22 protein-coding genes are annotated in these 19713 nt (G+C 45.4%); all 22 read left to right on the forward strand.

Annotation, left to right across the window (positions count from 1 at the left end):
• Nucleotides 1-37 precede the first annotated feature (37 nt).
• Entirely contained in the window at nucleotides 38-1432 is a 1395-nt protein-coding gene (locus ACR32F_RS11550; RefSeq protein WP_440118831.1) for a flagellar hook-length control protein FliK, read from the forward strand.
• Nucleotides 1433-1451: 19 nt separating this feature from the next.
• Nucleotides 1452-2000 (forward strand): flagellar hook capping FlgD N-terminal domain-containing protein, encoded by a 549-nt coding sequence (locus ACR32F_RS11555; RefSeq protein WP_440118832.1) that lies wholly within the window; start codon nucleotides 1452-1454, stop codon nucleotides 1998-2000.
• Nucleotides 1997-2380: a TIGR02530 family flagellar biosynthesis protein gene (locus ACR32F_RS11560; RefSeq protein ID WP_440118833.1), complete on the forward strand. Its 384-nt coding sequence runs from the start codon at nucleotides 1997-1999 to the stop codon at nucleotides 2378-2380. Before ACR32F_RS11555 ends, ACR32F_RS11560 begins: the two co-directional genes overlap by 4 nt.
• An 82-nt stretch (nucleotides 2381-2462) precedes the next feature.
• Nucleotides 2463-3281 (forward strand): flagellar basal body rod protein FlgG, encoded by an 819-nt coding sequence (flgG, locus tag ACR32F_RS11565; RefSeq protein ID WP_440118834.1) that lies wholly within the window; start codon nucleotides 2463-2465, stop codon nucleotides 3279-3281.
• A 66-nt stretch (nucleotides 3282-3347) separates the two neighbouring features.
• Complete coding sequence (locus ACR32F_RS11570) at nucleotides 3348-3569, forward strand: flagellar FlbD family protein (protein ID WP_024630220.1); 222 nt, start codon at nucleotides 3348-3350, stop codon at nucleotides 3567-3569.
• Nucleotides 3569-4027 carry a flagellar basal body-associated FliL family protein gene (locus tag ACR32F_RS11575; protein ID WP_440118835.1) on the forward strand — a complete coding sequence of 153 codons (459 nt, stop codon included), beginning with the start codon at nucleotides 3569-3571 and terminating at the stop codon, nucleotides 4025-4027. Before ACR32F_RS11570 ends, ACR32F_RS11575 begins: the two co-directional genes overlap by 1 nt.
• 39 nt (nucleotides 4028-4066) lie before the next feature.
• Complete coding sequence (fliM, locus tag ACR32F_RS11580; protein WP_440118836.1) at nucleotides 4067-5065, forward strand: flagellar motor switch protein FliM; 999 nt, start codon at nucleotides 4067-4069, stop codon at nucleotides 5063-5065.
• On the forward strand, nucleotides 5055-6326 hold the full coding sequence (gene fliY, locus ACR32F_RS11585) for a flagellar motor switch phosphatase FliY (RefSeq protein ID WP_440118837.1): 1272 nt from the start codon (nucleotides 5055-5057) through the stop codon (nucleotides 6324-6326). Before fliM ends, fliY begins: the two co-directional genes overlap by 11 nt.
• A 28-nt stretch (nucleotides 6327-6354) precedes the next feature.
• Nucleotides 6355-6720, forward strand: coding sequence for a response regulator (locus tag ACR32F_RS11590; RefSeq protein ID WP_017689175.1), 366 nt, complete (start codon nucleotides 6355-6357; stop codon nucleotides 6718-6720).
• An 11-nt stretch (nucleotides 6721-6731) separates the two neighbouring features.
• Nucleotides 6732-7268, forward strand: coding sequence for a flagellar biosynthetic protein FliO (locus ACR32F_RS11595; RefSeq protein ID WP_440119795.1), 537 nt, complete (start codon nucleotides 6732-6734; stop codon nucleotides 7266-7268).
• Complete coding sequence (gene fliP / locus ACR32F_RS11600) at nucleotides 7265-8020, forward strand: flagellar type III secretion system pore protein FliP (protein ID WP_440118838.1); 756 nt, start codon at nucleotides 7265-7267, stop codon at nucleotides 8018-8020. The genes ACR32F_RS11595 and fliP overlap by 4 nt, the downstream gene beginning before the upstream one ends.
• Nucleotides 8021-8045: 25 nt before the next feature.
• Nucleotides 8046-8315: a flagellar biosynthesis protein FliQ gene (gene fliQ, locus ACR32F_RS11605; protein WP_111270016.1), complete on the forward strand. Its 270-nt coding sequence runs from the start codon at nucleotides 8046-8048 to the stop codon at nucleotides 8313-8315.
• 10 nt (nucleotides 8316-8325) lie between these two features.
• Complete coding sequence (fliR, locus tag ACR32F_RS11610) at nucleotides 8326-9114, forward strand: flagellar biosynthetic protein FliR (protein ID WP_440118839.1); 789 nt, start codon at nucleotides 8326-8328, stop codon at nucleotides 9112-9114.
• A gap of 23 nt (nucleotides 9115-9137) precedes the next feature.
• Nucleotides 9138-10220: a flagellar biosynthesis protein FlhB gene (flhB, locus tag ACR32F_RS11615; protein WP_440118840.1), complete on the forward strand. Its 1083-nt coding sequence runs from the start codon at nucleotides 9138-9140 to the stop codon at nucleotides 10218-10220.
• 25 nt (nucleotides 10221-10245) lie between these two features.
• Nucleotides 10246-12279 (forward strand): flagellar biosynthesis protein FlhA, encoded by a 2034-nt coding sequence (flhA, locus tag ACR32F_RS11620; protein ID WP_440118841.1) that lies wholly within the window; start codon nucleotides 10246-10248, stop codon nucleotides 12277-12279.
• Entirely contained in the window at nucleotides 12276-13625 is a 1350-nt protein-coding gene (gene flhF, locus ACR32F_RS11625; RefSeq protein WP_440118842.1) for a flagellar biosynthesis protein FlhF, read from the forward strand. Before flhA ends, flhF begins: the two co-directional genes overlap by 4 nt.
• A complete protein-coding gene (locus ACR32F_RS11630; protein WP_440118843.1) occupies nucleotides 13622-14509 on the forward strand; it encodes a MinD/ParA family protein in 888 nt (295 codons plus the stop codon). Before flhF ends, ACR32F_RS11630 begins: the two co-directional genes overlap by 4 nt.
• A 32-nt stretch (nucleotides 14510-14541) precedes the next feature.
• The gene (locus tag ACR32F_RS11635) at nucleotides 14542-15981 is read left to right on the forward strand and encodes a chemotaxis protein CheB (RefSeq protein ID WP_440118844.1); all 1440 of its coding nucleotides are present in this window, start codon (nucleotides 14542-14544) and stop codon (nucleotides 15979-15981) included.
• Nucleotides 15982-16014: 33 nt separating this feature from the next.
• Nucleotides 16015-18087, forward strand: coding sequence for a chemotaxis protein CheW (locus tag ACR32F_RS11640; RefSeq protein WP_440118845.1), 2073 nt, complete (start codon nucleotides 16015-16017; stop codon nucleotides 18085-18087).
• Between the two features lie 42 nt (nucleotides 18088-18129).
• On the forward strand, nucleotides 18130-18591 hold the full coding sequence (locus tag ACR32F_RS11645; RefSeq protein WP_440118846.1) for a chemotaxis protein CheW: 462 nt from the start codon (nucleotides 18130-18132) through the stop codon (nucleotides 18589-18591).
• Between the two features lie 10 nt (nucleotides 18592-18601).
• Entirely contained in the window at nucleotides 18602-19222 is a 621-nt protein-coding gene (locus ACR32F_RS11650) for a chemotaxis protein CheC (protein ID WP_440119796.1), read from the forward strand.
• Nucleotides 19215-19712 (forward strand): chemotaxis protein CheD, encoded by a 498-nt coding sequence (locus ACR32F_RS11655; protein ID WP_440118847.1) that lies wholly within the window; start codon nucleotides 19215-19217, stop codon nucleotides 19710-19712. Before ACR32F_RS11650 ends, ACR32F_RS11655 begins: the two co-directional genes overlap by 8 nt.
• Nucleotide 19713 lies beyond the last annotated feature (1 nt).

A 19713-nucleotide genomic window follows, 5' to 3' on the forward strand; every position in this document is an offset into this window, starting at 1 on the left:
TTGAAAGATTCTATATGACCGGAAGGAGGTGAAAAAAATGTCGATCGTATATCAAATGGCATCCACATCATCTGCCAAAACATCAGGTGCAAATCAGACGGCTGGAACCGGGTCCAAAGGTGCAACTGCTGGAACGAATGGTGATTTTCTACAAACTCTTGTGCAGTCTTTGAATGGTGGTACAACGGAGGAAAGTAGCTCAGCTGCAGCAAGCTTAACAGCAAACCCGCTTGTCTTCACAATTACAGCTAGTGAAGATGGGGAACAAACTTCGATTACCGACATATTGAGTTCATTGTTTGCAGATTTGGATTCTCTTGATGAGGCTTTGGAGAACGATCCGTCATTGCTGGGAGATTTGCAGAGTCTGATTCAGCAGATGTATGTACAACTGAATGACGATTCAGGTCTTCAGACTGAGGGTTCAGAAGAGACTACAGATGGAGTCGGGAGCGCGAAAGTGGGTGCTATGATTGATCTTACGGAGCATCCCGCAGCGGTTCGCTTTGTGTTACAAGATGTCCTTACTCAAATGGTTGCCAGCATGACTGAACCTGACGGTACGGTGGCCAAGAATGCCACAGAATTTAAACAACTGCTTCAAACTCTTCAGACTCAGTTGCAGGAAGCTGGAGTGAATGTGGGCAACAACAAAGGGTGGACAGAGCTTAAGTCGATTCTGGAAACGTTAGTTGTCGTTAAGGATCAGGCGGCGCAAGTAGCTCCAACAAATCCCGTTCAATCTTCCAAGCAAGATTCGACTGTGCCTCAAGTTATTGCTGCATTAGCATCGAATGCTGGAGCTAAGGTAACAGGTGGTGAAGGGGATTCGATCTCTACAACACTTGCAAATGGAGTTGGGGAATTGGATCATGCAAGCATCATCACAGCGGGTGAGTTATCCATGCGTACATCAGGTACTTCAGCAGGTAAACCGGCTGAGCCTGTTATGCAAGCATCACAGTTTGCCAAAGAGATGACACAGTTTGTGGTGAATAAGCTTGATATTGTACAGCAAAAAGGATTTTCGGAGGCAACGATCTCACTACGCCCTGAGCATCTAGGTAAACTGGATGTACAGATTACATTGCAAAACGGACAATTGGTAGCCCGTTTCATGACAGAACACTCGATGGCGAAGGACATGCTGGAACAACAAATGGTGCAGCTTCGTACCGCGCTTCAAGCTCAGGGTATACAAGTGGAACGACTTGAGGTTACTCAGAACAGTTCACTTGGTTCACAAATGTATCAGGATGGTGGACGTCAGCCGGGAAGCAATTCTCAGCAGCAACGTCGCTCGCGTGAACGAGAAGAACAATCGGATGATGCCGTGACTACGGCAAGCCTTCAGGAAGAACTGCGCAACTGGCGCAGTGAGCATGAGGAAGGAAACGGTGTTCAACGAGATACGTTTACAGCAGAGGCTTAATCAGAAATGAGGTGAAAAAATGGCTAACGAATTTATTTCAACCAATAATACCTGGCCTAACTACTCGGCAGCGAATAAAGCCACAACAAGTGCCGCAACAAAGGAATTGGGCAAGGATCAGTTTCTCAAAATTTTGATCACCCAACTGCAGAATCAGGACCCAATGCAGCCAATGGAAGATAAGGAATTTATCGCTCAGATGGCCCAATTCAGTTCGGTTGAACAACTGGTGAATATTTCGTCCCAGCTCAAGACATTAAATCAGTCCCTGGGTGCGGTATCTGGCATGATTGGTCGGGAGATCAGTTGGCTTTCTTCTAATAAAGAGGATAACGGAACACTACGTCAGGGTATTGTTGATTCAATCATTGTAAGAGATGGTGTTCAGTACGCCAAAGTGGGCAAAGACGAAATTAAGCTGGATGAGATTATACAGGTGAACAATCCAAAGCAGGCTGAAGAGAATGAATCTCCAGATCAGACTAATCAGGATGTAACACCTGAAGCGAACGAGAACAAGGAAACTCAATCATCCAATCCACCAGAAGACAGTGAGAACACGATATGAGTGATCGCATAACTGTAGGCCAATTGTACACAGGTCCCATTACACCAAGCTTGCTCAATCGCTCCAAAGCTGGAGAGTCGTCTAATGTCCCTGAACGACCGTTCGCACAGGTGCTGGAAGACAATCTGTTGAAATTGAGTAATCATGCTGCCAAAAGGTTGGAACAGCGCGGTATTGAACTCAAAAGTGAGCAGATGCAACAGATCGGAACTGCCCTGGACAAGGCTGCTGCCAAAGGAGCCAAAGAGTCCTTAATTTTGATGCAGGATATGGCCTTTATCGTCAATGTCAAAAATCGTACTGTCGTTACAGCCATGGATAGCGAGAGCATGAAGAATAATGTGTTCACTCAGATTGATAGTGCTGTAATCATTTCTTGACCGGCTGGCCCTTCTCGGGAGCCGGAACGCCGCTGACCGACTGATGCGGTAACCAAATTAAGACTGGGAGGATTTATAAAAAATGTTGAAATCAATGTACTCAGGCGTTTCCGGGATGCGGGGTTTCCAAACGAAACTGGATGTAATCGGTAATAATATCGCGAACGTGAATACGGTTGGATTCAAAGGTAGCCGCGTCATGTTCAAAGATATTATGAGTCAAACGACAGCAGGGGTAACTGCACCGACGGAGGATCCAAGCGGTGGTGTGAATGCGAAGCAAATCGGTTTGGGTGTATCTATAGGATCTATTGATACATTGCATCTTGCAGGAAGTCCTATGACAACAAACAATCCAACAGATCTACGTATTAATGGAGATGGATTCTTTCTGGTTTCCATGGGGGGAGAACAGGAGGTTCCATTTCTAACGCGTGCTGGAGATTTTCACCTAGATGCGGCTCGTAATCTCGTTACATCTGACGGCCTCTTCGTACTGGACAGTGCAGGGGCACAAATCACAATTGGTGATGATGTTGTTTCCTTTACAATCGGCCAAAACGGTATGATTAACCAAACCATGGCAGATGGAACAGTCGAAGGTGAGACTCAACTGGGGATTGGGAAGGTGGTCAACCCTGGAGGTCTGGAAAAAATAGGGGGTAACCTTTACCGGATGACGGCCAATGCCAATCCTGACGGCGCACTTGATCCTCTAACAGCAAATGATGCCGAGAATGGAACAGGCTCAATCATTGCCGGACAGCTTGAAATGTCCAACGTAGATCTGACTGGAGAATTTACAGAGATGATCGTGGCTCAGCGTGGATTCCAGGCAAATTCACGGATTATTACAACATCTGATGAAGTGCTTCAGGAAGTTGTTAACCTGAAACGTTAATAACTGAATAGCAATGTATAATACGTGGGGGAGCTTGCTCCTCCACTCTGATCGAGGGGGCTTAGCATGATTTCGGTTACGCGGTTAAATGGTTCTCCCATGTGGTTAAATGCGCTGATGGTTGAGATTGTGGAAGAGACGCCGGACACGTATATCACTCTGGTAACTGGAAAAAGACTTATTGTGCTTGAAAAAGCTGATGAAGTCATTTCCAAAATAAAAGATTACAACCGTGAAATCGGGGTTCAGGCAGCCACTATCAAAGTGCAGCAAACGGAGGAATCCTGATGAAAAAAATGATGCCTTGGCTTGCAACCATATTGCTTGCTATAACACTCGTTGTGGTGGTTGTTTTTGTGTTTATGCAAGGACAGAACGGGAATAAAGCTGAGAACACAGCAGCAGCTTCTGAAGAGAAGAAAATGACTGCGGATGAAATCGTTGAGGTTTCTTCGGCCCTTGGAGAGATCAAGACTAATTTGGCTGATATAGACCATGTGGTAGTTGTAAGTTTTTCTTTCAAATTATCCGATAAAAAAGCCAAAGAAGATTTTGAGAAAATCAAGGAAATTACGGTGAAGCCGATTATCATTCAGACTTTTGCAGATACCAAGTCTGAGGAGCTGGCTACAGCAAAAGGTCGCGTGCTATTTAATGAAAAACTGACTAATCTTATTAATGAAGCTCTGCCGGAAGGCAAGCTGACCAGCACTAGTTTTTCTGCTTTTGTAATGGCGCCAATGTAATGAACAGAACACGCTGTAAACCTGTAAGGGGGTGAGAACATGGTGGATGTATTATCACAAAATGAGATTGATGCCCTATTAGCTGCACTTTCCTCTGGTGAGATGGATGCTGAGGAATTGAAAAAGGAAGATACCCAAAAGAAAATTAGATCGTATGATTTTAAAAGGGCAGTTCGTTTTTCCAAAGATCACATTCGAAGTTTGACCCGTATTCACGAAAATTTTGCACGCTTTCTCACCACTTATTTTTCAGCCCAACTGCGGACGTTCGTTCAGATTAATGTCGTTCAGGTTGAACAGTTGCCTTATGATGAGTTTATCCGTTCTATTCCGAAGATGACGATATTGAACATATTTGAGGCAGAGCCATTACAAGGCCGGATGGTGATGGAAGTTCATCCCAACGTGGGTTATGCAATGCTGGATCGCCTGCTTGGCGGAACGGGAAGTGCACCGACAAAGATAGCGTCGATGACGGAAATTGAGACAACGATTATGGAACGAATCTTCAGCCGTGCGTTTGAGAGTTTGCAGGAAGCCTGGAAGACCGTGCTGGATATCACTCCAAGAATGGAAGCGCTGGAGACTAATCCGCAATTTATGCAAATTGTATCCCCCAATGAGACGATTGCTCTGATCTCGCTGAGTACCAAAATCGGTGACACCACAGGCATGATCAATTTGTGTATCCCGCATGTCGTTCTTGAACCTATTATGTCTCGGTTGTCGACCCATCAGTGGTTTGTTTCTGAGAAAAAGACAAGAGCCCCAGAAGAATATGATGCTCTCAGAGAACGTGTGAACAAAGCCAAATTACCCATCGTTGCGGAATTGGGAGAATCCAAGATTTCGATTGCTGAATTTTTGGGTTTATCTGTGGGCGATGTCATTACGTTGAACAAATCGGTGGATGAGGGACTATCTATTAAAGTTGGCGACAGGCTGAAGTATATGGGCAGTCCAGGAACGATCAAGGACCGTGTGGCTGTGCAAATAGACAAGATTGTCACCGAAGGAGTTGAAGAATTTGACGAGTAAGGATTACTTATCCCAGGAAGAAATCGATGCTTTGCTGAGGCAATCGGAAACGATGAACAGTACGGAACCGGCTGAGAAAACGGTTGATGATTTTCTGACGGAAATGGAACAGGATGCCCTGGGGGAGATTGGTAATATTACATTTGGTAGCGCGGCGACAGCTTTGTCCACGCTATTGGGCCTCAAAGTAGATATTACAACACCCAAGGTGTCCATCATCAGTCGGACACAGTTTGAAGAAGCTTTCCCCAAGCCACATGTTGCAGTTCATGTGAATTACGTAGATGGATTTGAAGGAATTAACTCTCTCGTTATTAAAAAACGGGATGCCCAAGTTATCGCTGATCTGATGCTTGGGGGTGAAGGTAATCCGGCAGATGAAGAGCTGAATGAAATCCACATCAGCGCGGTGCAGGAGGCGATGAACCAGATGATGGGTTCGTCTGCGACTTCGATGTCCACGATCTTCAATCGTTTCGTGAATATTTCTCCTCCGGGAATTGATATTCTCAATTTGGAGAGTGGCGAGGGAGTCAGTAATCTTCCGGAGGACGAGACACTGATTCAAGTGTCGTTTCGTCTGTTGATAGGGGACCTGATTGATTCGAATCTGATGCAGCTGCTTCCGGTGCATTTTGCCAAAGACATGGTCGAAATGTTGATTGGAGGCGCTCAAGAATCCACTGCCAGTGCACCAGCTGCTGCACCTGAACCTGCGCCAGCAGCAGCGCCACCACCACCGGTCGCTCCTGAGCAGCAACCGCCAGTTCAACAGCAGATGCCTCCACAGGCGCCACAGCAGCCTGTTCAGGATTACAACGGATATGGACAGGCTCCAATGGGTATGCCTCAAGGAATGCCGCCACAGCAGCCGTATGGCATGCCACCGCAGCAACCTTATGGTGCACCACAACATTATGGTGGAATGCCGAATAGGAATGTTAACGTACAGCCAGTTCAATTCGCCAATTTGCAAAATGGTGCGTATGGTCAGGTAGACGAGAACAATTTGAATTTATTGATGGACATTCCCCTTAAAGTCACCGTAGAATTAGGAAGGACCCAGAAGCAAATTAAAGATATATTAGAACTGTCACAAGGTTCAATTGTCGAGCTGGACAAGCTGGCCGGTGAACCTGTCGATATTTTAGTGAATAACAAACTGATTGCCAAGGGAGAAGTTGTCGTTATCGACGAAAACTTTGGTGTTCGTGTTATAGATATCGTAAGCCAATGGGACCGAATTCAGAAATTACAATAAGCACAAATTAGGGAGGACTTAAATCAAGATGGCAAACCGAATTTTAGTCGTAGACGACGCTGCATTTATGAGAATGATGATCCGGGACATTTTGTCCAAAAACGGATACGAGGTCGTTGGCGAAGCGCAGGATGGATCACAAGCAATTGAGAAGTTTAAGGAGCTTCGTCCTGATCTGATTACCATGGATATCACCATGCCTGAGATGGATGGTATTGCAGCATTGAAAGAAATCAAAAAAATTGATGCCAACGCTAAAGTTATTATGTGCTCAGCAATGGGTCAACAAGCTATGGTTATTGATGCCATTCAGGCTGGAGCCAAAGATTTCATCGTGAAGCCGTTCCAATCTGACCGGGTTATCGAAGCAATCAGCAAGACGCTGGGCGTTTAAGAGACATGATGATGGCTCAGGAGGGGAATCCAGGAGGAGCTGGCGTGGGAATCAATTATTATTTTCAGCTTATATGGGTGATTGTTGTCCTGGCCGTCATCCTGGTTCTTATCGTTTATCTGATTCGTTTTCTAAACAAACGGAATCAGCGATTGTTCCGAGACGGCACAATCCGTATCCTGGGTGGGGTCGGACTGGGACAGAACAAGTCGCTGCAAATCATAGAAATTGGCGGTAGTGTCTATTTACTCGGTGTGGGTGATGATATTCAGCTGGTAGATAAAGTCTCTGATCTTGAAGAAGCACAGAGAATCATTGATTCATTTGAACGGGACGCTTCGGCACAACATGGAAGCCTTTCACCTCTCATTAAAAAGCTGGCAGCCCGCTTGCGTAAAGATGAACCACCGCGGGAAAAGGAACTAGAGGATACATCCTCTTTTCACGAACTGTTTGAATCCAAACTTCGGCAGATGCCTAACCGTAAAGAGAAGATGGAGAAGCTCCTGAAAGAAGACAATACTACAGATCGGTCGAGGGATTCATGAAGAAAAAGATTTGGTTAGCGTGTTGTTTCATAGGACTTATCAGTCTGGCGTCCGTCACTGTTGCCTTTGCCGAACCCATTCCGAATATTGATATTCAAATCGGAAACGGCGATGGGGGAACACCAAGTACGAGTTCACTGTCCATTATCCTGTTGATCACGGTGCTGAGTATAGCACCTGCATTGCTGGTACTGATGACTAGTTTTACTCGGATTGTTATTGTTCTAGGTTTTGTGCGGACATCCTTGGGTACGCAGCAAATGCCACCCAATCAGGTGCTGGTCGGTTTGGCGCTCTTTCTGACACTATTCATCATGTCACCGACGTTGTCTTCCATTAATCAGGTAGCACTTCAGCCCTATCTCAAGGGAGACATTACGCAAACCGAGGCGCTGGAAAAAGCTGCGGATCCCATGAAGAAATTCATGTTTTCCCACACAAGGGAAAAAGATCTAATGTTGTTTATGAAGTACAATCAGACTGAACAGCCCAAATCGTATCAGGATATTCCAATTACTGTTATGGTACCGGCATATGCAATCAGTGAGTTGAAGACAGCATTCCAGATGGGGTTCATGATTTTCATACCGTTTCTGGTTATAGACATTGTTGTCGCGAGTACACTCATGGCTATGGGGATGATGATGCTTCCGCCGGTCATGATCTCATTACCTTTCAAAATACTACTTTTTGTTCTTGTAGACGGGTGGTATCTGGTAGTCAAGTCACTGTTGCTGAGTTTTAACACTTGAGCCGGAAGGTTAAAGGAGGACGGTCATGACTTCGGAATTTATTATCGGTCTGGCCGGGAAAGCGGTATACACGTCATTGCTGGCCAGCGCACCTATGCTCATTCTAGCTCTGGTTGTAGGACTCATAATCAGTATATTTCAGGCAACAACTCAAATTCAGGAGCAGACATTGGCCTTTGTACCCAAAATCATTGCCGTACTACTGGCGGTACTTTTGTTCGGACCCTGGATCTTGAATATATTAGTCGATTTTACGTATAACATTCTCGATAATTTATACAGATACATAGGGTAGGCTTTAGCTGATGGAGACATTTTTGCAAAGTTATCCTGTCGCTCTGCTTATGTTTTGTCGAATAGCATCATTTTTTGTAACTGCGCCGGTTTTTTCGGCTCGAAATGTGCCTAATTCCCTTAAAATCGGTTTATCTGCATTTGTAACACTGACTGTATATATGGTGTACGGCATAGACCAGACCGTACCGACAGACTTGAGCTATATATTGCTAGTCATCAGAGAGATTTTAATTGGTCTGCTCCTTGGCTTTGTTGCTTATCTGATCATGACGGCTGTACAGACAGCAGGTACCTTTATTGATCTCCAGATTGGTTTTGGTATGGCTAACGTATTTGATCCGATGACAGGTGCCTCAGCACCGCTTACAGGTAACTTCAAGTATGCATTTGCTGTACTGCTGTTTCTATCAATGAACGGACACCATTATTTGCTGGATGCCATCGTATACAGCTATCGTTGGATGCCGTTATCCAATGCATTTTTCCTACGATTGGCAGATGGAAGTATTGCTGAATTTTTGATTCGTACATTAGGTGAATCATTTATGCTGGCTTTTCAGATGTCTGCACCGATTGTAGTTGCCTTGTTTTTGACGGATGTGGGATTGGGCTTCTTGGCGAAGACGGCTCCTCAGTTTAATGTATTTGCTGTGGGAATGCCGCTTAAAGTACTCGTCGGGCTTGCCATTTTGCTTTTGCTGGTTCCCAGTTTCGCCTTTGTATTTAGTCAATTGTTCGAAGTGATGTTCAGATCCATGGAAAAATTGCTTGGGACCATTGGACAAAGGCCGGGCTGAGTGAAACGGAGGACAAGATTCGGATGAAACTTCAACTCGACCTCCAGTTGTTTTCAGGGGAGAAGACGGAGAGAGCTACCCCCAAAAAGAGACAGGATACACGTAAAAAAGGACAGGTTGTCAAAAGCGCTGAACTGTCTGGTGCATCTATTCTCCTGTTCACGTTTTTGATCATGATGGTTTTCAGTGATTTTTACAAGGTACGTACAGTTCGACTGTTTACGGATATTTTTATTAATCGGCTGAGCATGGAAATCACCGGCGAGAATGTGATGGCGCTCATGATACGTTATGGCATTGAAGTTATGTTGTTACTTGCTCCTGTTTTGCTGGGTGCGGCACTTGTTGCTTTGATCGTTAACTATATGCAGGTTGGTTTTCTGCTTGTAGGGGAAGGTTTGAAGCCAAAACTTGAGAAACTGGATCCGATTAAAGGATTCAAAAACATTTTCTCTCTCCGTTCTTTGGTGGAATTTGCTAAATCCATTTTGAAAATGTCGATTATTGGTTATCTCGTATACAGCACAATCACAGGTTACCAGTCAGATATTGCTTCACTTTCTCATTTTTCACTGGATGCTATTCTGCATTTTGCTGCTTCAATCACTTTAAATTTGGGAATCAAAATTGCAGTAGCCCTTCTTGTACTTGCAGTATTCGATTACATGTACCAGAAGTACGATTATGAGAAGAACATCCGCATGTCTAAGCAAGACATCAAGGATGAGTACAAGAAAATGGAAGGCGATCCGCTGATCAAAGGTAAAATTCGGGAGCGTCAGCGTCGTATGGCTATGCAGCGGATGATGCAGGAAGTACCGAATGCGGATGTAATCATCACGAACCCAACCCACTTTGCGGTAGCGCTAAAGTATGAAGGTTCCGAGATGGAGGCTCCGCAGATTATTGCCAAAGGTCAGGATTACGTCGCCTTGCGAATTAAGGAAATTGCCAAAGAGAACGGTGTCATTACGATGGAAAACAAGCCGCTGGCACGGGCATTGTTCCAGAGAGCCGAGATTGGTGACGCCATACCGGCCGATTTGTTTCAAGCGGTAGCCGAAGTGCTGGCTTATGTATATAAATTAAAGGGCAGAACGAAATAACAGGGGATCGGAGGCCGTACATTCATTGAAGATAAAAGATATTGCTGTCCTTGCGGGTGTCATCGGCATCGTGTTGATGATGATTCTCCCGATCCCACCCTGGTTGTTGGACATGCTACTCGTCATCAATATTTCAATTGCACTGATGATATTGCTTGTTGCAATGAACAGCAAAGAAGCGTTGCAGTTTTCCATTTTCCCTGCATTATTGCTCATTACCACCTTGTTTCGATTAGCACTTAACATATCGACAACGAAGCTGATTTTGGGTCAAGCAAATGCGGGATCGGTAGTAGCCACCTTTGGTAGCTGGATTGCCGGTGGACAGATTGCCATTGGATTTATCGTGTTTCTGATCCTGGTGGTTGTTCAGTTCATCGTTATCACTAAGGGTTCAGAGCGTGTGGCCGAAGTGGCAGCACGGTTTACTCTGGATGCGATGCCTGGTAAGCAGATGAGTATTGACGCAGATTTGAATGCCGGACTGATCAATGAACAGCAGGCACGTGAACGTCGCTCCAAAATTGAACGCGAAGCAGACTTTTATGGAGCCATGGATGGTGCGAGCAAGTTTGTAAAGGGAGACGCCATTGCGAGTATCATCATTCTCCTGATCAATCTGATTGGCGGTTTTATCATCGGGATGACAGTACACGGTCTCCCCTTTGCCGATGCGTTGTCTACCTATTCCGTATTGACGATTGGGGATGGACTCGTAAGTCAGATTCCTGCACTCCTGATATCAACAGCAGCAGGTCTTATTGTAACAAGAGCTTCATCGGAAGGGAATTTGGCTGATGATATTACGGGGCAATTGTTTACATACCCGGCGCTCCTTTATATTGTAGCTTTTGTAATAGCAATGCTTGGATTTTTCACGCCGATTCATATCATCACAACGTTGCCTCTTGCAGGTTTGCTGGCTTTCTCTGGATGGAGGATGCAGAACAATCTTAATCAGAAGCAAGTAGCAGAGGAACAATTGGAAGAAGAACAGCAGATTGAAGAGGTCAGAAGTCCTGAAAGTGTAATTAACCTGCTTCAGGTTGACCCTATTGAGTTTGAATTCGGTTATGGTTTGATTCCTCTGGCGGATAACCAGCAGGGCGGAGACTTATTGGACCGGATCATTATGATACGTAGGCAGTGTGCTCTTGAACTGGGATTAGTCGTTCCAGTTATCCGGATTAGGGATAATATCCAGTTGAGACCGAATGAATATGTGATCAAAATCAAGGGCAATGTTGTTGGCGGCGGGGAGCTGTTGTTAAATCATTATCTGGCCATGAGCCCGGGTTATGAAGAGGAGTCCGTTACAGGGATCGAAACAACAGAGCCAGCTTTTGGACTTCCGGCACTATGGATTGATGAAGTAACGAAGGACAGAGCTGAACTTGCAGGGTATACGGTCGTAGATCCACCTTCGGTTGTAGCAACACATCTGACTGAGTTGATTAAGAAACATGCACATGAGTTACTTGGCAGACAAGAAACGAAAGCACTTGTGGATAATCTCAGAGAAAATTATGCTGCGTTGGTGGAAGAACTGATCCCTTCTGTCCTGTCCATCGGAGATATACAGAAAGTACTGGCCAAGCTGTTGCGTGAGAAAGTATCCATACGTGATATGGTTACCATCTTTGAGACACTGGCTGACTACGGGACGTATACCAAGGACCCTGACGTATTGACTGAATACGTAAGACAATCCCTTTCACGTCAGATTACCCAGCAGTTCTCCCAGAAAGGCGAGACGCTGAGAGTGATCACGGTTGGACCTGGTCTAGAGAAGAAAATCGCCGAGAGTGTACAACAATCCGATCAAGGCAGTTATCTTGCACTGGATCCGGCTTCAACACAAAGTGTCTATCAAAAATTGACCGAACAAGTCAATCGGCTGATCCAGTCAGGCCAGCAGCCTATTATATTAACTTCTCCAACAATTCGTATGTATCTGCGCCAGGTGATCGAACGGACCATGCAGGATATACCCGTGCTTTCCTATAGTGAGTTGGAGCCGAATGTTGAAATCCAAAGTGTCGGGGTGGTGAACTTATGAGAGTAAAACAATACGTTGTTGAGACCATGCCCGAAGCTATGCTTCAAATTCGCAAAGACCTGGGAAGTGACGCCGTCATTCTGTCCACCAAAGAGATCAAGGTGGGCGGTGTGCTGGGGATGTTCCGTAAAAAAAGGATTGAAGTTGTAGCAGCAGTGGACAAGGAAGAGAAAAAACAAGCAACGAAGCAAACACAAAACCAATTTACACCCGTGCCCCGTGCATTTGTACCAGAAGCATATCGACAAACGGCACGTTCGTTCGAAGCTGCTTCTGACGAATCGGCTATGAAAACGGCTGAAAATAATGAACAAGATAGACCTGCCAATGCTACAGCTGTGTCTGAATCGATTAATTTCGGTTCAGATTTGAACAGCATCACATCTTCTTTGAGTACCGAACATAAACCGCGACCGCAAGGGGCGGATTTTTCGGGTTCAACATCTGCCTCAGTGCAGCAGGAGACTCATCCACAGCAAGATCAACTCATGTCTGAATTGCAGGACTTGAAACTGATGATGACCAAGTTGTCGAAGCAAGGTGCTTCGGTAGACCAGCTGCCTGAAAAACTTCATTCTTTCAGAGAACGTTTGATCGAGCAGGACGTTTGGCCAGAGGTATGGGAATCATGGTTTGACGCTGTCCAGACTCAACTTTCTGAAAAAGAGCTGACTGAAGCAGAAGTTCATCAGGCCGTTGAAATGGAAATATCACATTTTCTGGAAAAACGTATTGATGGAGGCATTCTGCCAACCACACGGATTGTGTATGTTGCTGGACCGACGGGAGTTGGAAAAACAACAACCATTGCCAAACTGGCTGCTGAACAAATGTTCAACAAACAGCGCAAAGTAGGATTTATTACCTCAGATACGTACCGTATCTCAGCCGTTGAACAACTTAGAACGTACGCATCCATTCTAAATGTTCCGCTTGAGGTTGTGCAATCTCCAAGTGATACACAGCGCGCGATTTCCCGTCTTGAGGAATGCGATCTGATCTTCATGGATACCGCGGGGAGGAACTACAGGAACGAATTGTTAGTTTCAGAACTGCAAAGCTTACTCGCTCCCGTGGAGAATAGTGAAACCTTTCTGGTCATGAGTATGACTTCCAAAAGTGCTGATATGGTTCAGATTACGGAGCATTTCAGCAAGTATGGACTGGATAAAGTGATCTTCACGAAGATAGATGAGACTGGGAGCTGTGGTCCGATGTTTAACCTTCTACATCGATTTCCACTCAAGCTTGCTTATGTAGCTAATGGACAAAATGTTCCGGACGATCTGCTCAAGCCTGATTCGGGTGTGCTAACGAAGCAGTTGTTGGGAGAGCGGATACAATGAAGGACCAGGCAGCCTCACTCAGAAGTATGGTATCCATGCCGGACGAAGTGAAAGGGATTGAGCGGGGTTCTCGTTCTTCCAAAATCATAACCGTCGCCAGTGGAAAGGGAGGTGTGGGGAAATCTAATTTCACTCTTAACTTTGCACTGAGTTTACAGGCTCTGGGACAGAAGGTACTTGTATTTGATGCAGATATAGGGATGGCTAATATCGATGTCCTTATGGGAACTTCTTCATCTTACAATCTGTATCATCTATTGTACCGGGAGAAATCCATCCAGGAAATCATACAGCTTGGTGCAAGCGGGTTGCCTTACATCGCCGGGGGCTCGGGTATGAAAGAACTGTTCTCATTGTCCGATCGTGATTTGGAATTTTTTGCAGAACAAGTTGAAGATATTGCTCAGGAGATGGACTATGTCATTTTTGATACCGGGGCAGGACTCTCCAGAGAAAATATGAAATTTATCGGTGCAGCCGATGAATGCCTGATCATAACCACACCTGAACCGACTTCGATAACCGACGCGTATGCTTTGGTTAAAGTGATGCATGGCCAGGAAAATGCTACACCCTTTCGGATGATCGTTAACCGTGTTGAAGACGATCAGGAAGCGGAACGGGTGGCTGATAAAATAGCTGGAGTGGCAAAGAGATTTTTACAGATTGATATCCCGCTGCTTGGATACATCTCTGAAGATGCCCAAGTCGTAAAGGCAGTTAAAAGGCAAATGCCATACAGCCTGGCATATCCAAATGCAAAAGCCTCCAAGGATATACAGAAACTCGCTCTTCGCTATTTGGCTGTACCTGCAGCTCCGGAATCCGGAACCTTGACAGGAATCAGAGGTTTTATGAACAAGTGGCTTAGGCGGACAACATGATTTCTGAATAAAGGGAACAGGGGTGACACAACATGGCGGTGTATCAAGTAATGGTTGTCGATGATTCCGCTTTTATGCGTAAAATTGTTGCAGATTTAATTGAAGCGGACCCAGAGTTTAAGGTTACGGCAACAGCGTCAAACGGTAAAGAAGCCATCCAAAAAGCGATAGATTTGAAACCAGATGTCATTACAATGGACGTTGAGATGCCCGAGATGAATGGGTTAGATGCATTGAAATCAATTATGAATCAAGCGTCCGTTCCTGTAATTATGCTTTCGGGCATCAATGAACAGGGCATGCAAGAAACCATTATGGCGCTTGAGGCTGGGGCATTTGATTTCATCCGCAAACCATCGATTGTGCATGACCAGGATATTGCTCAAGTAGGTAAAGCTCTAGTTGAGCGAATGCGGGCAGCGATGAATGAAATCAAGAGAAAAGCTGAACGTGAAGCATCTATGAAGAAGCGGGCAGAAGCGCAGAGCAACGTAATGCCTCCTCCCCAGCGAGCTCAGCAGGATGCCGTTATACCAGTCCGCAAAGCTCCTGTGAAAAAAACGATTGAACCTAACCAACCGGGAACACGGCCTGGCAGTAGTCAAACCGAGTCCTTCAAAGCAAAATCGAAGCAACCCAATGTTCCTCCGGCGAACCAGAGTCCGGCACGTTTGGATAAAAAGGTAGAGCCTTTGCGGAATCCGAATCGGGTCTCTGATAAGAATGCTGAAAATTCTGCGAAGGTAAACAAGCCTGCCCAACCTACTAAGGATTATCGTTTGACCAATGGTTCTCGAATGACAGTGGAACAGACAGCGGCAACTTCTGTTGAACCCGGCAAAGACATTGTCAAAGCAATTCCCTCTCAGAAGGGGGCAGGGCTTACAGCAGGTTCATTCAATAAACTAGTGGCTATTGGTTGTTCAACTGGGGGACCAAGAGCTCTCAAGACATTACTGGAGCAACTGCCAGGTGATTTACCAGCACCAGTCATTATTGTGCAGCATATGCCGCCCAATTTTACCCGCTCACTTGCTCAGCGACTGAATACGTTCAGCGAATTGCATGTGGTTGAAGCTGAGGAAGGCATGATTCTGAAAAAAGGAACTGCCTATATCGCTCCTGGCGGATTTCATGTCAAAGTGAGTAAAACAGCAGACGGAAAGTTTATCTTGAAGCTGACAGAGGAACAACCAGTGAACGGGCACAGACCCTCAGTGGATACCATGTTTGAGTCGCTTTTACCGCTTACGGCGCTGCAGAGACATCTGGTTTTGCTGACAGGAATGGGAAGTGATGGCGCTCGTATGATGAAGAAGTTATATGAAGCGGGTGTCACGTCAACCTTTGCAGAGAATGAAGAAACATGTGTTGTGTATGGTATGCCACGTTCTGCTGTAGAACTGCAATGCGTGCGTCATCTTCTGCCATTGCAGGAGATCGCGTCTAAACTTGTTCAAGCTGTGAAATAAACGAAGTGTAACTCATGGAGGAGGTGCCTCACAATGGACATGAACCAATATTTATCTATGTTTATTGATGAGTCTAATGATCATCTGCAATCCCTTAACGAAAATATGCTTCAACTCGAAGGCAATCCGGAGGATCTGGGAATTGTTCAGGTCATATTCCGCTCTGCTCATACCTTAAAGGGTATGGCTGCTACAATGGGTTTTGAGGATTTGGCATCACTGACGCACAAAATGGAAAATGTGCTGGATCTGGTGCGTAACGAAAAATTAAAAATGCAGGATTTCATTTTTGATACCCTGTTCAAGAGTTTGGATGCTTTGGAAACAATGGTCCAGGATATTACCGGAGGTGGGGAAGGTAAAGCGGATGTCTCTTCTATCGTTGCTTCACTCCATGCGATTGAGAACGGTGATTTGACAGGAGGTACCGCTCCAGCAGCAGCAAACCAATCAACAAGTACAACAACTTTAACAACCCCAAGCGCTGTTGAGCTGGATGAGTTCCAATATTCAGTGTTGGATCAGTCCATCGCTGAAGGCCATCGGGTATTATATGTTGAAGTGCTTGTCAGCGAGCAGAGCCAATTGAAGGGCGTACGTGCATATATGGTCTTCGATTTGCTAGAACGCTCGGGTGAAGTTGTGAAGTCCTTCCCAACGGTTCAGGATATCGAGCAAGAGAAGTTTGAGCGCAGTTTTTCGTTGTATTACATAACAACCAAAGAGGCGCAGGAACTTGAAAAAAGTATCATGAACATTTCTGAAATTGAAAGTGTCAAGGTTATTCAGTTGGATCAAGAGACTCTCCAGCAGATGACCAATCAGGTAGCAGCAGCAGTTGAAGTGGAGGCAGCACCTGCCCCAGCAGTTGTATCTTCGGATACGAATTCTGTATCTAAAGATGAACCAACGCCGGTAGCTACTAAAGCAGCTGCGCCTAAACAAACAGCTGCACCATCACGGACCATTCGTGTGGATATTGAACGTCTTGATGTATTGATGAACTTGTTCAGTGAGTTATTGATTGATCGTTCGCGTCTGGAGCAATTGGCCAGTGAGACGGGAAATAATGATTTATCCGATACCGTAGCTCATCTGAGCAGAGTCAGTACAGATTTGCAAAATATTGTTCTGAAATTACGGATGGTACCTGTGGATACTGTATTTAACCGTTTCCCGCGTATGATTCGTGATCTGGCTAAGTCACTCGACAAAAAAATTGATCTGGTGATCAGTGGTGCAGAGACGGAACTTGATCGGACGGTAATTGATGAGATCGGTGATCCGCTTGTGCATCTGCTGCGTAACGCCGTTGATCATGGTGTAGAATCGATCACAGAGCGTGTGGCGGCAGGCAAATCTGAGCTGGGCACAGTTAATCTTCGTGCCTTCCATAGTGGAAATCATGTATTTATCGAGATTGAAGATGACGGCAAAGGTATTTATCGCGAGAAGCTGTTGAAAACAGCCGTTAAACGTGGCGTTGTTACGGAAGAACAAGGTGCCAAAATGAGTGACGACGAAGTGAATCAGTTGTTGTTCGCACCAGGCTTCAGTACTGCAGATATCATTTCGGATATTTCCGGACGTGGAGTTGGATTGGATGTTGTCAAATCCAAAATCACTTCACTTGGCGGTAATGTAACCATTCATTCCACCCCGGGTAAAGGAACCAACTTCTCTGTTCAACTTCCATTGACCCTGTCCATTATTGCTGCAATGCTTGTTCGGCTTGGGTCCGAGAAATACGCTGTTCCTTTGTCCTCCATAGTGGAGACGGCTATTGTGCAGCGTGAACAGGTACGCAACATTCATGGTAATAAAATGATTACGTTCCGTGAATCGTTAATACCATATTTGTCATTAAGCGAAGTTTTCGGAGTGCCTGACTTCAATGATGCAGATGAGAAAGAAACCGAAATTGTCGTGATTCGCAAAGGTGAGCGTCTTGCAGCTGTTGCCGTTGAAGAATTTATTGGTCAGAGTGAAATTGTTCTTAAATCGATGGGCACGTATCTTCCTTCCATTGAAGGAATCTCTGGAGCAACCATTCTGGGAGATGGGCAAGTAGCTCTGATTCTCGACCCTAACGCATTTATTAAATAAGCACATAAGCTAAGTCTTACATTGAATAGGGAGGTTTTTTCCATGGAAGAAGAGTTGAAAGTCATTGTCTTTAAATTAGGTTCTGAAGAGTACGGTGTTGAGGTAGAGAAGGTTCAAACCATTGAGCGCATGATGCCAATTACTCGTGTTCCCAAAACCCTCTCTTTTGTAAAAGGAGTTATTAATTTACGGGGTGTTGTTATTCCGGTAATTGATTTGCGTGGTCGCTTCTCCTTGCCAGAAACGGAATACACCGATCAGACTCGTATTGTCATTGTAGGTGTGGATGATATGCAAGTTGGCTTTATCGTAGATTCGGCCAATGATGTTATTGATATCAAGAGCAGTGCTATTGATACTCCACCAGAAGTGGTTGGTGGAGTCAAAGCAAGATATTTGCGTGGTGTAGCCAAGCTGGAAGATTCTCGTTTATTGATTATGCTCAACCTGAACGAAGTATTAAATAAGAGCGAGATCGTACAGCTGGAAAGTGTTGAGGGCTAACATCGTGGAAATGTTCAGCCGATTTGAGGGATTCCAGATGGATGTGCTCAAAGAGGTCGGTAACATTGGAGCAGGCAACGCCGCAACGGCGTTGTCTCAGCTTCTCAATAGACCGATTGACATGGGTGTGCCAACAGTACAAATGCTTCCTTTTGAAGAAGTTGCTGAAAAAGTGGGCGGAGATGAGCGGATCGTTGTTACCGTATTTCTTCGTGTGGAGGGCGATGCGCCGGGTAATCTGTTCTTTATGATGACACCGGAGGCTGCCAAAATGCTGCTAAACCGTCTTGCTGGTTTTGATCTGAAGGAAGGTCTGGCATTTACGGATATGGAACAGTCTGCGTTATCAGAGATCGGCAATATCCTGGCAGGTTCTTATCTCTCCTCATTAGCAGACTTTACGAAGCTGTCCATGTACCCGACCGTTCCTGGCCTTGCCATAGATATGGCAGGAGCCATTCTCAGTTACGGCCTTCTGCAGTTTGGTGAAATGGGCGACGATGCATTATTAATTGACACATCTTTCTTTGAAGGTGAAGATCAGGTAGAAGGTCAGTTTTTCCTGATTCCAGATCCATCGTCATTTGCAAAGATATTTGAATCTCTAGGGGTGCCACTGAACAATGATTGAGGACAAAAGCGTCGTTAAAGTCGGTATGGCGGATTTGAACATAGCTCATCTTCCCGGTGTAATCCGTACGACTGGCTTGGGCTCTTGTGTGGGGTTAACAATGTATGATCCGCATTTGAAGCTTGCCGGAATGGCGCATGTCATGCTCCCCACATCTGAGATTGCTCGTGAAGGAAGTTTGAACAAAGCCAAGTATGCAGATACAGCGTTGCCGGAGCTGTTGCAAAGAATGATTCATCTTGGTGCATCTCGTTCACGTATTGTGTCCAAAATGGCTGGGGGTTCACAGATGTTTGCTTTCGCGGGAGCGAGTGACACCATGCGTATTGGGCCGCGGAATGCGGATTCTTGTCGGGAATGGTTACAGAAGCTAGGAATTCCACTGCTCGCCGAAGATACGGGTGGGAATTATGGACGAACAATTGAACTGGACTGCGAAACTGGACTTTTAACTATTCGAAGTGTCCAAATGGGTGTAAAGGAATTATAAG

The sequence above is a fragment of the Paenibacillus hebaui genome, from assembly GCF_051934385.1.
Lineage (GTDB): Bacteria > Bacillota > Bacilli > Paenibacillales > Paenibacillaceae > Paenibacillus.

Bases quoted from the DNA above. Each gene is read 5' to 3' on its own strand.
- ACR32F_RS11550 (WP_440118831.1), top strand. From the start codon at position 38: ATGTCGATCGTATATCAAATGGCATCCACATCATCTGCCAAAACATCA.
- ACR32F_RS11555 (WP_440118832.1), top strand. From the start codon at position 1,452: ATGGCTAACGAATTTATTTCAACCAATAATACCTGGCCTAACTACTCG.
- ACR32F_RS11560 (WP_440118833.1), top strand. From the start codon at position 1,997: ATGAGTGATCGCATAACTGTAGGCCAATTGTACACAGGTCCCATTACA.
- flgG (WP_440118834.1), top strand. From the start codon at position 2,463: ATGTTGAAATCAATGTACTCAGGCGTTTCCGGGATGCGGGGTTTCCAA.
- ACR32F_RS11570 (WP_024630220.1), top strand. From the start codon at position 3,348: ATGATTTCGGTTACGCGGTTAAATGGTTCTCCCATGTGGTTAAATGCG.
- ACR32F_RS11575 (WP_440118835.1), top strand. From the start codon at position 3,569: ATGAAAAAAATGATGCCTTGGCTTGCAACCATATTGCTTGCTATAACA.
- fliM (WP_440118836.1), top strand. From the start codon at position 4,067: ATGGTGGATGTATTATCACAAAATGAGATTGATGCCCTATTAGCTGCA.
- ACR32F_RS11590 (WP_017689175.1), top strand. From the start codon at position 6,355: ATGGCAAACCGAATTTTAGTCGTAGACGACGCTGCATTTATGAGAATG.
- ACR32F_RS11595 (WP_440119795.1), top strand. From the start codon at position 6,732: ATGGCTCAGGAGGGGAATCCAGGAGGAGCTGGCGTGGGAATCAATTAT.
- fliP (WP_440118838.1), top strand. From the start codon at position 7,265: ATGAAGAAAAAGATTTGGTTAGCGTGTTGTTTCATAGGACTTATCAGT.
- fliQ (WP_111270016.1), top strand. From the start codon at position 8,046: ATGACTTCGGAATTTATTATCGGTCTGGCCGGGAAAGCGGTATACACG.
- fliR (WP_440118839.1), top strand. From the start codon at position 8,326: ATGGAGACATTTTTGCAAAGTTATCCTGTCGCTCTGCTTATGTTTTGT.
- flhB (WP_440118840.1), top strand. From the start codon at position 9,138: ATGAAACTTCAACTCGACCTCCAGTTGTTTTCAGGGGAGAAGACGGAG.
- flhF (WP_440118842.1), top strand. From the start codon at position 12,276: ATGAGAGTAAAACAATACGTTGTTGAGACCATGCCCGAAGCTATGCTT.
- ACR32F_RS11630 (WP_440118843.1), top strand. From the start codon at position 13,622: ATGAAGGACCAGGCAGCCTCACTCAGAAGTATGGTATCCATGCCGGAC.
- ACR32F_RS11635 (WP_440118844.1), top strand. From the start codon at position 14,542: ATGGCGGTGTATCAAGTAATGGTTGTCGATGATTCCGCTTTTATGCGT.
- ACR32F_RS11640 (WP_440118845.1), top strand. From the start codon at position 16,015: ATGGACATGAACCAATATTTATCTATGTTTATTGATGAGTCTAATGAT.
- ACR32F_RS11645 (WP_440118846.1), top strand. From the start codon at position 18,130: ATGGAAGAAGAGTTGAAAGTCATTGTCTTTAAATTAGGTTCTGAAGAG.
- ACR32F_RS11650 (WP_440119796.1), top strand. From the start codon at position 18,602: ATGTTCAGCCGATTTGAGGGATTCCAGATGGATGTGCTCAAAGAGGTC.
- ACR32F_RS11655 (WP_440118847.1), top strand. From the start codon at position 19,215: ATGATTGAGGACAAAAGCGTCGTTAAAGTCGGTATGGCGGATTTGAAC.